Annotated in this window: 11 protein-coding genes; 6 read left to right on the forward strand and 5 right to left on the reverse strand. The window is 67.3% G+C overall.

Going from position 1 to position 16,987, the window contains the following annotated elements:
- Nucleotides 1-34: 34 nt before the first annotated feature.
- From AC3EO4_RS42395 to AC3EO4_RS42405, 3 genes are all read right to left on the reverse strand, one after another.
- Nucleotides 35-4,171, reverse strand: coding sequence for a LamG-like jellyroll fold domain-containing protein (locus tag AC3EO4_RS42395; RefSeq protein ID WP_431901285.1), 4,137 nt, complete (start codon nt 4,169-4,171; stop codon nt 35-37).
- A gap of 320 nt (nt 4,172-4,491) precedes the next feature.
- A complete protein-coding gene (locus AC3EO4_RS42400; protein WP_379577710.1) occupies nt 4,492-6,060 on the reverse strand; it encodes a PQQ-binding-like beta-propeller repeat protein in 1,569 nt (522 codons plus the stop codon).
- Between the two features lie 148 nt (nt 6,061-6,208).
- A complete protein-coding gene (locus tag AC3EO4_RS42405; RefSeq protein WP_431901288.1) occupies nt 6,209-7,432 on the reverse strand; it encodes an O-antigen ligase family protein in 1,224 nt (407 codons plus the stop codon).
- A 143-nt stretch (nt 7,433-7,575) separates the two neighbouring features.
- On the opposite strand from AC3EO4_RS42405, the gene AC3EO4_RS42410 reads away from it, so the two are divergent.
- Nucleotides 7,576-8,484 carry a sulfotransferase gene (locus AC3EO4_RS42410; RefSeq protein WP_379577714.1) on the forward strand — a complete coding sequence of 303 codons (909 nt, stop codon included), beginning with the start codon at nt 7,576-7,578 and terminating at the stop codon, nt 8,482-8,484.
- Here the strand turns inward: AC3EO4_RS42410 and AC3EO4_RS42415 are convergent, their stop codons facing one another.
- Together AC3EO4_RS42415 and AC3EO4_RS42420 are read right to left on the reverse strand one after the other, a co-directional pair.
- A complete protein-coding gene (locus AC3EO4_RS42415; protein ID WP_431901291.1) occupies nt 8,485-9,270 on the reverse strand; it encodes a phosphotransferase in 786 nt (261 codons plus the stop codon).
- Nucleotides 9,271-9,356: 86 nt separating this feature from the next.
- Entirely contained in the window at nt 9,357-10,442 is a 1,086-nt protein-coding gene (locus AC3EO4_RS42420) for a DUF1972 domain-containing protein (RefSeq protein WP_379577717.1), read from the reverse strand.
- Nucleotides 10,443-10,536: 94 nt separating this feature from the next.
- On the opposite strand from AC3EO4_RS42420, the gene AC3EO4_RS42425 reads away from it, so the two are divergent.
- The 5 genes from AC3EO4_RS42425 to AC3EO4_RS42445 all read left to right on the forward strand — a co-directional run bounded on the left by AC3EO4_RS42425 (nt 10,537) and on the right by AC3EO4_RS42445 (nt 16,799).
- The gene (locus AC3EO4_RS42425) at nt 10,537-11,646 is read left to right on the forward strand and encodes a glycosyltransferase family 4 protein (protein WP_431901294.1); all 1,110 of its coding nucleotides are present in this window, start codon (nt 10,537-10,539) and stop codon (nt 11,644-11,646) included.
- 61 nt (nt 11,647-11,707) lie between these two features.
- Nucleotides 11,708-12,730, forward strand: coding sequence for a hypothetical protein (locus AC3EO4_RS42430; protein ID WP_379577721.1), 1,023 nt, complete (start codon nt 11,708-11,710; stop codon nt 12,728-12,730).
- Nucleotides 12,731-12,732: 2 nt separating this feature from the next.
- Entirely contained in the window at nt 12,733-14,022 is a 1,290-nt protein-coding gene (locus AC3EO4_RS42435) for an MATE family efflux transporter (protein ID WP_431901297.1), read from the forward strand.
- Nucleotides 14,023-14,050: 28 nt separating this feature from the next.
- Entirely contained in the window at nt 14,051-15,103 is a 1,053-nt protein-coding gene (locus tag AC3EO4_RS42440) for a hypothetical protein (RefSeq protein WP_431901299.1), read from the forward strand.
- A 61-nt stretch (nt 15,104-15,164) separates the two neighbouring features.
- Nucleotides 15,165-16,799, forward strand: a complete 1,635-nt coding sequence (locus AC3EO4_RS42445) for an outer membrane protein assembly factor BamB family protein (RefSeq protein WP_431901301.1) — start codon at nt 15,165-15,167, stop codon at nt 16,797-16,799.
- The last annotated feature ends 188 nt before the right edge of the window (nt 16,800-16,987 follow it).

Genomic DNA, 16,987 nt, shown 5'->3' on the forward strand with positions numbered 1-16,987 from the left:
GATCGAAGGCACAAGCCGTACGCGGGGATGTCGGTCAGGGGACGGTCACCGTTTGTGTGGCGACGCTCGTACGGTTGTCCGTTCCGGTCACCGTCAAGGTGATCCGGTAGGTGCCGGCCTGGGCATAGGTGTGCTGAGCGGTGACTCCTGATCCGGATTGGCCGTCGGCGAAGCTCCAGACGTAGGAGTTGATGGGCGCAGATCCCTGGGTCGAGGCGGAGGCGTCGACCGTGCAGGACAGGCCGGTACAGCCGGCGGTGAACGCCGCGGTCGGGGCTGCGGCCGTGCTGACGGCGGAGAAGTCGTCCACGGTGAGCAGCACGGGCGGGTTCGTCGCGGTACCCGACAGGTAGGTGGCGAAGCCCACCCCTCCCGCCGCCTGCATGCCGGCCGTGGCATCGGTGGCCGTCGCCTGCCATGCGCCGGGCTCGCTGGTCGCCTGGTCCCAGACCTTCGCCGAGATGGTGGTGGGCGATGTTCCGGTCACCTGGAGACGGACCTTCAGCACGGTCCCCGGCGCGTAGGTCAGTCCGGGGACCGTCTGCTCCGTGGTCAGCAGGTTGTCCGTGTTCGGCGCCGCGATTCTCGTGAGAGCCAGACCGACACCCGTGGGCAGGAGGCGAATGCGGGCTCGATATTCGCCCTGACCGCTCACCCTTCTGCCGACGGCCCAGATGTACGTGCCGTTGCCGGTCCCAGCCTTGTCGGCCGCGACCTTGAAGGTGACATCGCTGTCCGCGCTCGACACCGCGTCGAGGAAGGCCCTGGGACCTGCCGTGGTCGCGGGAAGGTTGATCTTGGCCGCGGTTCCGTCGACCGAGAAGTTCGCGGTGCCGCCGAGAAGGGTCCAGGCGCCTCCGGTGTCGGCGGTGCCCAGCGAGCCGCTGGCCGTGCGGGTGAAGGCGTCAGCGGCGAGAGTGGACGGAGGGTTGTCCTCTGGGCGGGGAACCGCCACATCGCTGTCCTGTCCGGTGGCGCCGTCGTTGTCCGTGACGGTGAGCGTGACCGGGTAGTCGCCCGCGACCGGATAGGTGTGTGTCGTGGTGGCCCCTGTACCACTCTGACCGTCGCCGAAGGTCCACGCGTACCCCTCGACCGTGCCGTCGGAGTCGCTGGATGCGGTGCCGTCGAAGGTGCACTCCAGGGCTTCGCAGGTCACGGTGAACGAGCCGGTTGGCGCCTGGTTGGCGGGTCCCGAGCCTGTCCCCTTCTGCCAGTGTTCGGCCACCTGCGCGGCGGTGAGCGCCGTGGAGTAGACGGCCGCCTCGTCCAGGGAACCGGCGAAGTTGTCGCTCGAAGGCCGCGACGGCCACGCGTTCAGGTTGTCGCCTCCGACACGCCAATAGCCGGAGTAGCCTTCCGCGTTGGTCTGCGGATTGGTGCCGACGGACGCACCGTCGACGTACAGGACCATGCCTCCAGACCCCTGGGTGGCGACCACATGGTGCCACTGACCGTCGTTGTAGGCGGCCGGCGTGGTGATGAGGTTGAACCCGCCGGTGTAGGTGCCGAAGGTGAGCTTGCCGTTGTTCGTCATGTAGACGTGGCGGTCGTAATTCGAGCTCGTGCCGTTGCTCGAGTTGCCGAAGCCGACGAGCTTGCCGCCACTCGTGGTGGTGGTCTTGAACCACAGTTCGGCCGAGTAGGTCGTCGGGTTGCTCACCGAGGCGGTCGAGATGACCCGGCCGTTGTTCACCGTGATCGAGGTGTTGCTCGTGCCGGCGACCGCACCGGGCTGCCCATAGCTGACACCCGTCGGGGTGTAGGTGCCCGGGGTGACGTTCTGGCCGGCGTCGGCCGCCACCGAGCCGTTCGCCTCGCCGAGACGCCAGTACAGGCTGGGCGCGTCGTCGTAGACAACCCTGCCGTAGCTGTCCGATGGTCGCGGGGGGATCGGGCTGGTTCGCCCGCTGAGCGTGTAGTGCTCGTTGACCTTGGTGATGGACAGGGCCGTCGGGTAGATCGCCACTTCGTCGATCTCGCCGGCGAGATAGCTGCTGGCCGGCTGTGCGGGCCAGCCGTTCAGATTGTCTCCGCCGATGCGCCAGTATCCGCCGTACGGCTGCGCGCCCGTGGTGCCGCCGTCCTGGCCGACCCGACGACCGTCCACGTAGAGGGCGATGCCGCCCGACCCCTGCGTGGCCACGACGTGATGCCATTGGCCGTCGTTGTAGGCGGAGGTGCTGTTGACGGTACGCACTCCGCCGGGATAGACGCCGAACCAGATGCGGCCGGCGTTGTCCATGTAGACGTGACGGTCGTAGTTGGAGCTCGCTCCTGTTGCCGCGTTGCCGTATCCGACGATCTTCCCGCCGCTCGTCGTGGTGGTCTTGACCCAGGCTTCGATGGTGAAGCTGGTCGTCGCGTTCTCCATGGACAGCGTCTTGGTGAAGCCGGTTCCCGAGCCGTTGAAGGGCGCGGCCGTGTCGGTGTCGCCGTTGATCGCGCCCGGGACGTTGTGGCCGACTCCTGCCTCTCTTGTGGAGTCGAGGAATCCCGCGTGATCGTAGGCCAGTGCGCCGCCGGCCTCGCCCATCCGCCAGTAGTGGGCGGCGCCGTCGGCCACCACTTCCTGCGCGTAGGCGCTCATGGAGCCTGACGAGGCGATCGTCACGGGCGCGGAGGTGGCGCTGCCCACGGTGTTGCCCGACGGGTCGACGACGCGGATCCGATAGGTGTGCGTGGATCCGGGTGTCAGGCCGGTGTCGATGAATCCGAGCGAGGGCAACGTCCAGAAGTTCGACTTCTGCTCGATCTCGCCGACGGGGGTGGAGCCGCCGTCTCGCAGGATCTGGTACTTCAGCTTCTCGTGGTCACGGTCCCAGGTGGCCTGCCAGCTCACTCTGGCGGAGCCGGCGGTGAGCGAGACGGCGGTCGGGGTCAGCGTGGACGAGGCGAGGGGGCCGGAGTCCTTGGGGGCGTTGGCCTTGAGGGCGAAGCGGGTCAGACCCTGCTGTGCCGTGCCGTTGACGGTGGTGAATTCGCCGCCCATGACGAGGTACTGCGAGTTGCCCGACAGCGACCACCCGCCCTGGTTCATCCCTGTGTAGCTGCCGGCGTTGACGGTGGGATACCAGTGCAAAAGCGTCGGCACCGGCTGGCCGCTGTACTGGCTGTTGTTCGACGGCGGCGTGGGGTCGTTGCCCGTGGGATAGATCGTCGTGGCGAGCGCCCTCTGCCAGCGCGTGGGCGAGACCTCGGGGAACCCGCTGAGCGATGCGCAGTCGTGCGCGTGGCCCACGCTGTAGAGCACCTGGTCGATCGGGAAGACGCTATAGGACGCGCCGTAGCAGTTGTCCAGCCAGAGCAGGTCACCGGTGTTGGGCTCGACCGCGAAGCGCCCGTCGAACCAGTGCCAGCCTTCGCCGTCGGCCGCCGCGTAGACGTTGGTCCCGTCCGTCGCCAAGTCGTAGGTCATCGAGTAGTTGCTGCCTTGGCGCGCGGGGATCGGATTGCTGTTCCACGGCAGTGACGTTGCGGTGACCGGGTCGAGCGCCCCGATGCCGACCCGGGTGGCGCCGTTCAGCGCCTGGAACTTGCCGCCCACGATGACTCGGCTGGAGTCAGGGGACATCAGGAGGGCGAAGACCTCGTCGTCGGTCGTCGGCGCCCAGGGTTGGAGCGTGCCATTCGCGCGGGAGACGGCGGCGAGGCGGGACCTCGTCGCACCGTTGACGTTGAAGAACGCGCCGCCGATGTACACCGTGGAGGCGGACACCGCCAGTGCCCTGACCACATTGCCCACCGACGGCGCGAAGCTCGCGTCCAAGGCTCCGGTGGCGACGTCGAAGGCGGCCACGCGGTTGCGCGGCTGGCCGTTCACCGTGGTGAAGTCGCCACCGACGTAGATCTTGGACTGGTCGGGTGCCACCGCGATGGTCCTGGCCTGTGCGTTGAGCGCGGGGTTGAAGGGCAGAAGGTTCCCGGTGGTGATGTCGAAGGCCAGGATGTTCGACCTGACCACTTCCTGCGGCGAGCCGGGGCTGGTGCCTGGAGGTCGGGCCCTGGAGAAGCTGCCGACGGCGTAGACGGTGTTGCCGACGGTCGCCATCTTCCATACGACGCCGTTGATCTGCCACGTCGGCAGGGCGTCGGCGCTCACCGTTGCCGGAGTCCCCTGCTCAGGATCGATATCAGCGTGGCCGGGCAGTGCGACGAGCGTCGCGGTCATGAGTGAGACAACCGCGATGGCGGTCCTCGATAAGAGTGCTTTGATCACGAGCTACCTACATCCCGAACGACATAACGCGCCCCCCACGGGTCACGCTGGATGCGAATCGTAATATAGGTAGACAAAAACTTCTTGCGGCATTTGATAACAATCCATACCGGATTGCCACTGACAGAAGCGTTCGACGTTTGACCAGGTCGTCGATGGTCCACCAGCCCTGACCGGCGGCCGGCCACAGCGTCGCGACCGACCGCCTTCAGGTCATCTCAAACGAATTACGGACAGCGATACCACTGGCCAGAATGACAAATAGTCGGCCATCAGGTCACAGTGACGTCGGGCGAACTCGGACTGGAGATTCGGTTATTGTGCGGGTCGATGGCACGCACCCGGTACTTGTAAACCGATCCGGGTACTCCGCTGGAGTCCACACACGACATATTCGGCAACGTCCAGAACACGGTGTTGGCCTCTGCCGTACAGACCACCGCCCCGTCACTGCGGACGACCTCGTAGCGGACCTTACGGTTGTCCAGATCCCAGGTGGCACCCCACTTGACGGTCACCTTGCCGCCCCCGTTGGCCACCGCTGTGGGCGCCTGGAAGTTGGTCTGGACGGGGCCGTTCACGTCCGGGCTGACATCATGGGTGGTGAACCGGGTCAGACCCTCCTGCGGAACATCGTTGACCTCGGTGAAGTCGCCGCCCGCCCACAGGTACGTGCCGTCGTTCGCCATCGTCCAGGGGCCCTGGACGAACGGGTAGCGCGTTCCAGGCTGAGCGTTCGGGAACCAGTGAAGGATCTTCTGCTTCGTTCCGGCGGCGGTGTTCGCGGGCTCGGCGAGGAAACGGCGATGCGGCCGGGTCTCGGGGAAGCCGTTGCCCTCGTAGTACGTCTGCATGTCACAGCGATGCGCGTGACTGCCGCTGTAGAGGACACCGTCCATCACGGAGATCGACTGGGTCGCGCCCTGGCAGTTGTTGATCCAGATGCGTGCGCCGGTGTCGGGATTCACGGCGAGACGGCCGTCGAAGGTCCCCACGCCGTCAGCGCTGGCGTAGACGCGACTTCCGTCCGAGACCAGGTCGGTCACCCAGGAGCGGTTGTTGGCGTTGTTGTAGGGGATGTCGTTGCTGAGGAACGTGCCCTTGGAGCCGTCGCTGACGTTCACGGCGGACAGGCCGTGCTGCCACACGTTGTTGATGCGGTTGAAGTCGCCCCCCACGATGAGCCGGCCTCCGCTCGGGGCGAGCACCATCGCCATGACGCGCTTGTCCGCGGTGGGCGCCCATGACAGCAGCGCGCCGTCACTACGGTTGAAGGCGGCCAGCCTGGTCCTGGTCACGTCGTTGACCTCGGTGAAGTGGCCCCCCGCGAAAACAGTGGTCGCCGAGACCGCCAGCGCCCTGACGCGGCTGTTCGGCGAAGGGGCGAAGTCCGGGTCCAGCGCCCCCGTCGCGGTGTCGAACGCGGCGATGCGGTTGCGTCGCTGACCGTCGATCTTGCCGAAGTCGCCGGCGACGTAGAGCGTGGAACCGTCAGGCGAGGCCTTGATCTCCCAGACCGTGTCGCATCGGTACTGGTTGTTCCCCAGGTTGTCGCACTCCGTCTGAACGACGTCGTCAGTGAAGACGGGACTGGTGGCGACCGGTGACCAAGGCAGGAGGGCTCCCGTAGCGGCGTCGAAGGCCGCCAGGCCCGTCCGCTCCACCTCACCGGCGCCACCTCGGGGCACGCCTGGCGGGCGGACGTGGTCGAAGTTACCGCCGACGTAGGCGACTCCATCGACGATCTCCATCGCCAGCACGACCCCGTCGGTCTGCCAGGTCGGGAGGGGATCGGCGGTGACCGTGGCGGGCTCGCCCGCGCCGGGCGTGGTGTCGGCCATGGCCGACAGGGGTGGAGTAAGCAGAACCGAGAGTCCTAAGCACGCCGTCGCGGCGGCTAGGAATCGCTTGCGCATGTGCCCCCCTCAGGGCTGGACCGCAGGTCATGGTCACAGACGGCAAGGCGGTCCTAGCTCCCGGCTGCGAGACCTAGCTCACCGTGGCAACGGGAACCTGATCGTCACCATGACGCTTGTGCCGCTGCACTGGTTTACCGCTGACCACACAAGTCCACGCAACAATCAGGAACAACCAGATCGACGCCACATTCGCGCTGGCGGCCATCATGTCCGCCGTCATCGCGTCCACGAGAAGAAAGGCCATCAACGAGAGCAGCAGCGCCGCCTCCGCGCGCACTTCCTTGATCCGGGTGAGCGAGAGCTGGAACGTCATGGTGACGAAGCACAGCAGGCTGAAGGCGACCAACCCCACAGCGCCACCTTCGACGATGACGTTCACGAAGGCGTTGTGACCGCCTCCCAGCCCGATCTGTTCGAGGAAGAGCCCTCGGGCCGAGGATGCCCCGTTACCGAAGATCGGCTGCTTCATGGTGGCGTCCAGGGCGAGCGTCCACAGATCCGTCCTGGAGTTCAGGGATTCGAGCTGCTCGGCGGACTCGCCTCTGGTCGCAAAGCCGATGATCTCCTCAGAGAACGCGAGCGCCGCGAGAGCGCCGAGCGGCAACGCGAAGAGGAGCAGTTCGGCCCTGCCCCGCGGACCACGTGAACACAACAGCAGTACCGCCAGGCCGACGACGCAGCCCGCCGCGGCCCCGCGGGTTCCGGTGGCCACCAGCGCCCCACCGGTGACGACCAGCGCGACGACGTAGAAGGATTTCCGCCAGAGCCGTGGAGGACCGCCGGGCAGCAGAAAGGCGAAGGCCAGCAGCAACGCGATCCCGAGGAAGATCCCCGCTGTCACGGGATGCACGTACAGCCAGTTGAACCGGTCCTGGGTGTTCGGGGTCCGTGGCAGCGGCATCGCGACCCCGATCCCCACCGAGACCACGACCAGACCGATGAAGACATGGGCAAGCCTGTGCATGTCCTCCCTGGTCGCCCGGCTGGCCACCACCTGACACACGCTGGCCGTCACGAGAAGCTGCGCCGCGCGCACGGCAGCGAACTGTGGATAGGGCGTCCACAGGACCGACATGGCGACGTAGAGGGCGAAGACCCATGCCAGCACCAGAAGCACCGAGGTCACCCGGCGCGGTGGCCTGATTCCGAACTTCCGGTAGAGGTAGAGAGCGACGAGTCCGTAGATCCCGATCTCGAGGAGGATCTGGGTGTCCACGCCGCCACCGATGGCTTCGCCGATCCCTCGTGACCGTAACTTGTACTCGCTCGCGAGGATGAGGCCGATCGGGGCCAAGGTCGGCCACCAGGCCGTACGCGATCGACGGTGACGCGCTGTACCCACCTGGCACCCCGTATTGGACCGTTCGACCGTACTGCGTGTGTCAGCATACGACGGTACCGGTGGAACGCGGGGAAATGTAGGGAGAGGAACGTTACATGGGGATGCGCGATCTGCTGCCCGAGCCGTTAATCGGCGCGGGGAGAGCCGGGTTCCGCCTGTACGGCATGGCGACCGCCGGCTTGCGGCCAGATCCCGACTTCCTCCTGATCGGCGCCAAGCGAGGCGGCTCTACCTCGTTCTACTACGCGCTCCTCGAGCACCCCCGCGTCGTCCCGCTCTTCCCGTCCGCGAACCTGATCCCCAAGGCCAACCACACCAAGGGTGTGCACTACTTCGACTCCAACTACGGCCGGGGGATGCGGTGGTACCGATCCCACCTGCCGAGCAGGTTCAGCAGGTCGAAGGCAGCCCGCAGGGCAGGTGGCCAGGTCCTCGCCGGTGAAGGCTCGCCGTACTACCTGCATCACCCGCTGGCCGCCGAGCGGGCGGCCGGCGACGTGCCGGACAGCAAGATCCTTCTCATCCTGCGCGATCCGGTGGAGCGCACGTTCTCCCACTACCGGGAACGGGTCAGGAGCGCGGCGGAAAGGCTCACCTTCGAGGAGGCGCTCGACGCGGAGAAGGGCAGGACCGAGGGCGAAGAGGCGAGAATCGTGGCCGAGCCCGGGTACTGCAGTTACGCCCACGAGCACCAGTCCTACGTGGCGCAGAGCGAGTACGCCCGCTGCCTTCGCCGCTGGTTCGAGCACTTCCCCGCGTCCCGCTTCCACATCCTGACAAGCGAGGAGTTCTACAGGGACCCGCAGCAGGCGTGTGACGACGCGGCCGCCTTCCTCGGGCTTCCGGCCGTCCCGCTTCCCTCCGCAGGGCGTGTCTGGAACCCCGCCCCCAAGTCTGACCTGGGCGAGAGGGTGCGCCGCCGCCTCGCCGAGCACTTCGCACCCCACAACGCCGAACTCGAGCGAATGCTCGGCAGGACCTTTCCCGACTGGACGACCGCCTAGCTAGTCGCCGAGCCGGTCGAGCGCGGCGAGCAGGCGGCCCGCGAGGGCGTGGTCGTCGGCCCTGCGAGCTGTCACCACCGCATGCCAGTACCGCGCCGCCTCCGCATGGCCGGTCGGCGCCACCGGACCGCCGAACACGGCGGCGCGGGTGGCCAGGTAGTACACCTCGTCGGCACCGGGTGGACCGTATCCGGCGTCCTCCCAGTCGATCAACCAGGGGACGGGGCCCGTGGTGAGGCGCAGGTTCCATGGCGTCAGATCACCGTGCATCGGCGTCCAGTGCGCGGCCACGCCATCGGGACGGCGCAGTGACGCCAGCAGGCCGGTGACCCTGCCTGCCAGTTCCGCCACGGGAACGTTCCGTGCGGGCCTGCAGGGAACGGGTTCCATCGGCGACATGGCCAACCATGTCAGGCCCTCCTCTTCGCCGTGACCGAGAAGCTCGGGCACGCGAAAGCCGCTCCCCCTCCCGCGTTCCAGCAGGCGCAGGACCTCCGACTCCCGCTCGAGCCCGGCCGCGGCTGCCCGGATCTTGAGGAACGCCACCGGCCTGCCCGATCTCAGCAGCAGGAAGGCGGCCCCCTCGCGGGATACCTGCGGGCGCAGGTAGACAGCGTGCCCGTCGAACGAGCCGACCGTCTTCTGCACGCGTTCCAGGACCGGAGCCCACGATCCGGCCTCCCACCTCTCGCGGCGGCCGGGCAGCACCCACGGGCCGACCATGCGCGTGGCCGTGTGGAGGAGCCGCTGCGCGGCAAGCGGCAACGGTTTCGAGAAGGTCAGCAAGGAAAGCCCCGCCGCCGCGGAGCGCGCGTCGGTCAGGGGGATCCAGACATTGCCACGGCCTGGCGGGTAGCGAACGAACCCGCCGGTCACCTTGCGGCCTTGAGGTCGAGACAGAGGCGTTCGTAGCGGGCGGCGACGTCGTCCCAGGTGTAGTGCTTCCTGGCCCGCTCTCTTCCCCTGTCGCCCCGGTCACGGGCGGCCTCGGGGGCGGCCTCCACGGCCTCGATCGCGTCGGCCACTTGTCCGGCGTCGGCGAAGAAGGCGCCGCTGCCGCCGAGCACCTCGTGATTGAAGACCACGTCGAAGGCCACCACGGGAGCCCCTGCTCCCATCGCCCTGAGCAATGAGGGGTTGGTACCGCCGACGGAATGCCCGTGCAGGTAGCTCGCACAGCCCGCGTACATGGCGTCCAGCAGGTCCTGATCCCAGACCCCGCCGACCAGCTTGACGCGCTCGTCGCCTGCGGCAAGCGTCGCGATCCGCCTGCTGTACTCCTCGGCGTACGGCGCCGAGCCGACGACGATCAGTGGCAAGGTGGCGCGACTTCGCAGGTAGCCCTCGACGATCAGGTCGACGTGGTTTTCCGGCTCGAACCTGGCCACCACCAGGTGGAAGCCGCCGGCCTTGTAGCCCGCCTCGGACAGCAGCTCCTGGTCGCAACCCTCCTGGATGGGCGCTCCGTACGGGATCATGACGCTGGGGGCGTGGTAGCGCTTCTGGTAGTAGTCCTGGATGGCGTCCGCGTCGGCGATGAGCTCCCTCGACCAGCGAACGGCCAGCCGCTCCGCCATGAGGTAGTAGCGCTGACCTGTACCGTTCCATTTGGCGCGTTTCCACTCCAGCCCGTCGACGTGGGTGGCGACGGGGATGCGGGCCATCCGGATGAGAGGAAGCAGCGGGGCGTTCGCGGCGTTGAAGACGAGTGCGACGTCGGTGGGGCTGCGCAGGAGATGGGCCACCGACAGGGCGGTGTGGCTCAGGGTCTCCAGTGTCTTGTGCCGGACGGCGGGCAGGTGGACCAACCGCATGCCCTTGTGCTCGGGGAGACGGCTCTCCGCGCCTCTGCAATAGACGCGCACGTCATGGCCCGCGGCTACCAGCCGTGCGCCGATCTCCTCGATCGCCGTCTCGAACCCCCCGTACCGCGCCGGCACGCCTCGCGTACCAATCATGGCAATACGCATTGAATCCCTTCAGATGCCATGCAGAGTGACAAAATAAGCGAGCCAACTTAAACACTAATCAAAGGCGGGGGACATCAGGAGCATGAAACGCGTGGTGATGGCTCACCCCTCGCCAGACCTCTATGGCTCGGACCGGATGCTGCTGCAGTCCGTTCGCGCGCTCGTCGATGAGGCAGAAGTCCTGGTCACGCTGCCGTCCGAGGGCCCTCTGGCCGAGCGGCTCCGCGCCGAGGGAGCCGATGTCGAGGTGCTGGACGTCCCGGTCCTGCGCAAGGCCTACTTCTCCCCCTGGGGCCTGGCGCGACTGACCGTCCTTCTGGCCACGAGACTGCCCGCGATGGTCGCCTTCCTCAGGCGGCGAAGGCCGGACGTCCTGTACGTGAACACCCTCACGATCCCCTGGTGGCTGCTCGCGGGCAGGCTCTCCCGTGTTGGTCGCGTCGCCTGCCACGTCCACGAGGCGGAAGCGCAGTTACCCGGTCCGATCAGACGCGCGCTGTGTCTGCCCACACGCCTGGCTCACATCACCATCGCCAACAGCGCCAGTTGCCGTTCCCGTGTCGTGGCCGACGGAGCCCCGCCTGCCACGACGATTACGATCCACAACGGCGTCGCCGTTCCGGCGATGGGCCCACCACGGGAACATCCCGAAGGCGCGCTGGTGCTGATCGGCAGGCTCTCGCCGCGCAAGGGCAGCGATGTGGCCGTCCGCGCTACCGCCATCCTGTCCTCACGCGGCCGCGACGTCGTGCTGAGGGTCGTGGGCGATGTCTTCCCCGGCTACGAATGGTTCGACAGGCAGCTTCGCGAACTCGCAGGCCCTAACGTGATCTTCGCCGGATTCACCGACCCCGTCTGGGAGCATCTCGCCGACGCGGACGTCGTCCTCATGCCCTCCCACGGCGAGTCCTTCGGCCTGGTCGCGGTCGAGGGGATGATGGCCGGAAGGCCCGTGGTGGCCAGCGATGTTCAGGGGCTCAACGAGATCATCACGCATGGCGAGACAGGACTTCTCGTCCCGGCCGACGATCCCGTCGCCCTGGCCGACGCCATCGAGTCCCTCCTGGACGACTGGCCCCGTGCTCAGGCAGTGGCGGCCAAGGGCCAGGCCGACGCATTAGCGAGATTCGCCGTACCCCACTACCAGGATCGACTCAGAAGCGCCATTTTCGACATCTTGCCTCATGGCTAGAATCCCGGTAGGCCGCTTCATCACATGAAGGTGGACAAAACAGGCGGGGAGAGCGGGCTTCGTGGCGACAGATAGAAATGACGAGGACCGCGAGATCGGCCTCCTTGAGGCCTTATGGCAGTACAAATGGTCGTCGCTCCTCATCATCGCGCTGGCGGGCCTGCTCGCCGGCGCCGCCACAGTCTTCGTCTTCACCAGTGTGGAAGCCACCGCCAAGTTCGCCGTGACAGACCCACGCAGTACGACCTTTCTCCGTCAGGGCGTCTCCTCTGACAGCAGCTACATCGCCTACACCAGCCAGCGAGCGGCCTTCACCGAATCGGCCGGCGTGCTCGACAAGGCCAGGCAACTGCTCGCGGCCGAGCATTCCCAGCAGATCGGTCTCGAGGACCTCAGGAAAGCGGTGGAAGCCAAGCCGGGCACCAACGGCGGCATCGTCGAGGTCACCGTCACCGCCCGCACGGACAGGATGGCGGCGCAGATCGCCAACGCCGTGGTAGCGGCCTACCAGATGCTGACCGAGGCGGACGCGCAGCGCGAGCAGCAGAAGCTGCTCAAGAGCGTGCGAAGCACTCGTGCCCGCATCGAGGCCGAGCTCAAGCGCGCCCCTCCCAGGAGCACGACGGCCGTCACCCTCGGCGAGGCCCTGGTGCAGCTCCAGCTCAAGGAGGGCGACGCCGCCATCGATCTGGCGCAGTACGGTTCCGGCGTCCGCTTCGTCGATCAGGCCAACCCGCTCAGGGTCACGCCCAGCCAAGCGCCCAAGAACATCGGCATCGGCCTCGCGGTCGGCATGCTGCTGGCGATCGTGATCGCCTTCCTGCGGGCGACCAACCCGATCTCCGCCGCGCAGCGGGTGACCTCGGGCACCGGACAGCGACAGCGAACCTCGAAGCCGGCGACCGGCGTGCCTTCTCCTCCGCCTGAACCCGCTCCCGTGGTGGAAGACGCCGGCGTGGAGGAGGACGACGTCACCGCCGTCTACGACAGGGACAAGTTGTTGGGTTACGTCCCCAGGACGCATCCGAGCGACAACGGTGTCCCTGTCGATTCCGGAGCCGGCCCCACGACGGGCAAGCGCTGAGGATGGGCTTTCTGACCACGGGGTTATCCCGCGTCCGCAGGCTGGCCACGTCCGCCGGAGGCTCGGTGGCGTCTCAGGCGGTGACCGCGCTCGGCAGTCTCGCGCTCCAACTCGTCGCCGTCCGCTTCATCGGCCCCGTAGCACTCGGTGCGTTCGCGCTGCTCTCAGCGATCCTGGTGAGCGCCACCACGGTGTACACCTCGTGGGTGGGCGACTCGCTCAACGTCCTCGACCGGTTCGACCCGGCCATTCGCGGCGCGCTGGTCGCTTCGGCCCTGTTCTTCGCGGTGACGGGCTCGATCGTCGGAGTCGTGCTGGCCGTCGTGCTGAGACTGACCAGCCCTGTGGGGGTCGGCCTCTTCGCGGTGCTGATCGTGTTGTGGCTGGCGCAGGAGACCTTCCGCCGTGTGCTCCACGCCCGTCTCGAGTTCGGCGCGCTTCTCGCCAACGACCTTGTCTACGCCATCACCACTCTGGTGACCTTGGGCGGCGTCTGGCTGCTGACCAACGAATTCGGCTTGGAGGACATCCTGCTGGCGATGTGCGTGGGCTGCGTCGCCGCTCTGCTCCGCACCCTCCGACGGCTTCCCCCGCAGGAGTACGCCCTCGTACGGCCCCGCAGGGCAGGCATGCGGGAGCTGAGCTCGTTCGCCGCCTGGCGATCCGCCCAGTCGAGTCTGCGCCCGCTTGCTCTCCTCGCGACCCGGGTCGCGATCGACACCCTCGCTTCGAGAACCGTGCTCGCGGTGGTGGAGGCCGCACGACTGCTGATGACGCCCGCGCTGACTCTCATCTCGGGAGCGGGCGGCTACCTCCTGCCGACCTTCGTGCGTCAGCGCAACGCGGGGCTGCCGCTGCGACCGCGGAACGCTCTCGTGGGTTCGTTGGTCCTCGTGGGCGCCTCCATGGCCTGCGGGGTGGCGGCCATCGCGACAGTGGGTTTCGTGGGGCCGCTGATCACCGGTGGTGCGTTCACCGTCGACGCCCTGACCGTGGGAGGGTGGGCCGTCTACGCCGTCAGCTTCTCGGCCACCCTGCCGCTCGCGTCCATGGCGACCGCCTACAAATTGTCCCGCCTGGTGTTCCTGGTACGAGGCGCCGAGACGGTGATCGGGCTTGCAGCGGTTCTGACGTTGCTCATCCTGCGCCCCGATATGGCAAAGTTCGCCCCTTATTGCATAGGCCTAGGGGGTGTGATCTCTGGGATCCTTCTCTGGTGGCGGCTGCGCAACACAAGGGACAGCGCGAGCAGTGGTCACATCGATTCCAAGAAAGGCTCCCATGCCATCTAGTCTGCGCATCGGGTCAGCGTTAGCGGCGGTGCTCTTCACGGCATTCGCTCCCGTATCCACGGCACTGGCCGCGAGTGACGTCGACCCCGCTCCCACCGCGAGCGCGGCCCCGTGGGTCAAGCAGTTCGCCTTCGAGGACGACCGCATCACGGAGTCGAGCGGCCTCTACGCCAGCCGTCTCCACCCCGGCGTCGTCTGGACCCACAACGACGGCGAAGGCGTCCCGACCCTGTACGCGGTGGACGACAAGGGAAAGACGCTCGCGGCGATCTCCATCAAGGGCACCACGGTCATGGACACCGAGGCCGTCGGAGGCGCTGTCGACTCCCGCGGCAACTCCATGCTCTTCCTCGCCGACATCGGCGACAACGCCACCAAGAGAACATCCGGCATCTCGGTGCTCGCCATCGTCGAGCCCCCCGTGCTTGCGGACGGCGAGGTCAGCGCTCAGCGCTACCAACTGGTCTACCCCGACGGCCCGCACGACGCGGAAGCTCTCCTGGTTCATCCGCAGACCGGCAATCTGTACGTGATCACCAAGGGCACGTCGGGCGGAGCGGTGTACGGCCTGCCCTCCGCGCTGGTACCCGATGTGAACAACCGACTGGACTACATCGGCCCCATCCCGCATGTCGTCTCGGACGCGGCCCTCAACGCCGACGGCCTGATGTTCGTGCGCGGGTACAACAAGATCCGCGTCTTCGCGGACGTGACCGGCAAGCTGCTGGAGACCATTCCCGCTCCACAGCAGCCCCAGGGAGAGTCCCTCACCATCAGCGCCGACGGCAAATCCATCCTGGCGGGCAGCGAAGGAAAGGGAAGCGCCGTCTATTCCCTTGCCCTTCCCAAGGCCCTGGTCGCTTCTCCGACGAACACGCCCGGCCCCAGAGGGGACGGGAACGCCACGCAGGAAACGCCGTCCGCACAACCCGAACTGCCCATGCTGTGGCTCCTGGGGACAGGAGCTCTCCTTCTCGTTCTGATCGGTGCGAGCGGGGCGGCTGCGGCCTCCCGCAGGCGACGGCGGCGGGAGCCCGATGCCGCGAAAGTCATTGCGCTTCCATCACAACGGAGGAGATGAATAGCTGGGGCCTCGATTCCCCTCCATACTGAGCGGGAAACACTCCCATGTGGGGGGAATCATGAACGTCCGGAAATTTCTCGGAGCCCTCCTGCTCAGCCCGGCCCTCGTCCTGGCGTCGATATCACCCGCACATGCGGCGGACTACTCCACCCACCCCAGAGACAACTGGTTACCGAATGCTCGGGTATTCGCCATCGCCCATACCGGCGAGCGGATCGTCATTGGCGGCGACTTCACCAGCCTGCGCAATCCGGTAACCGGAGAGTCCGTCGCGCGCGGCAGGATCGCCATGCTCGACGCGGCGACCGGCGACCTCGTCAGGACGTGGGCGCCCACGGCGAACGGCTCGGTTCGAGCGCTGTCGGTCAGCGGTGACCGGGTCTTCGCCGGGGGCGACTTCACGATCGTGAGCGGGCACGGCCGCAACAGGATCGTGGCCCTCGACCAGGCCTCCGGCGCCGTGATCGGCGGATGGAACCCGTCGGCGAACGGGTCCGTGCGCGCACTGGCCGTCATCGGCGCGACTCTCTACGCGGGCGGCCAGTTCGGTTCCGTGTCGGGCCACAGCCGCAGCCGCCTGGCCGCGATCGACGTCGGCAGCGGCGCCCTCAGAGCCGGATGGGCGCCCTCGGCCAACGCCACCGTCTATACGTTGGCTGCCAGGCCCGACGGAGCCGCCCTTCTCGTGGGAGGGCTGTTCACGACACTCGGCGGAAGCGCCCGCAACTACCTGGGCAGCGTGGACGCCGGCACAGGAACGGTGACCGGCTGGCAGCCACCTCCCGGTTGCCTCGTCCCCAGCAACCAGTGCATCGTGACCGACCTCGCGGTCGAGGGTGACAGTGCTTACGCCGCCATCGCGGGGCCCGGTGGCAGGCTGGCGGCCTACCAGCTGGACACGGGAGTGAGGCGCTGGGAGAGACTCGCCGACGGTGATGTCGAGTCCGTGGCCGTCCGCGACGGCCGCGTCTACGCCGGGGGCCACTTCTGTCCCGACTTCTCCGGGTTCATGCGATGCGACTTCGCCGCGGTCGACGCGGCCACCGGCGCCGTCGATCCTGACTTCGCCCCCACGGCGAACGGCCAGATATTCGCCCTGGACGCTGGTCCTGACGCGCTGCGCGCCGGCGGCGCCTACTCTCGGCTGAACGACGAGGCGCGGCCGTACTACAACGAGTTCCCCCTCCGTCCCCCGAGTACGGACATCACGCTGATCGCCTCGAGCGCGACCTGGCGCTACCAGGACAGTGGAGCCGATCTCGGCACCTCCTGGTCGCAACCGGCCTACGACGACTCCTCGTGGCCGTCCGGTCCTGCGCAGCTCGGTTTCGGGGACGGCGACGAGCGCCGAGTCCTGGCCTCAGGGCGCATCACCTATTACTTCCGCCACGCCTTCGCCGTCGCGGATCCCGCGGCTCTGCACGACGTGACACTCCGCGTCCTACGCGACGACGGGGCGGTGGTCTATCTCAACGGCCAGGAGGTCATGAGAAGCAACATGCCCTCGGGCACGATCACCTCGGGAACTCTGGCGCCGAGCACCGTCAACAGCGACGCGGAGAACACCTGGCAGACGGTGGCCGTCGCACCCGAGCGGCTGAACGCCGGTCAGAACACCATTGCCGTCGAAGTGCATCAGGCTCAACCGACCTCCAGTGACGTCAGCTTCGACCTGGCGCTCACCGCGCGTTAGGCGCGTCCCGAACGAGATATGTGGCGAACGCACCCGTGGTGTATTATTTCCCGTTATTCGCGCCGAGCCGAGAGAAGTCATGACCTCATCGCTCCCCCCTGTCCTGCGCGCGCGCGTTAAGGCGCGAATCGCCTTATCGAAATCCCTCCGCGTCGTTCCCGGCGGCCTCACGCTGCGGATCAGAAACA

The organism is Nonomuraea sp. bgisy101 (genome assembly GCF_057708945.1).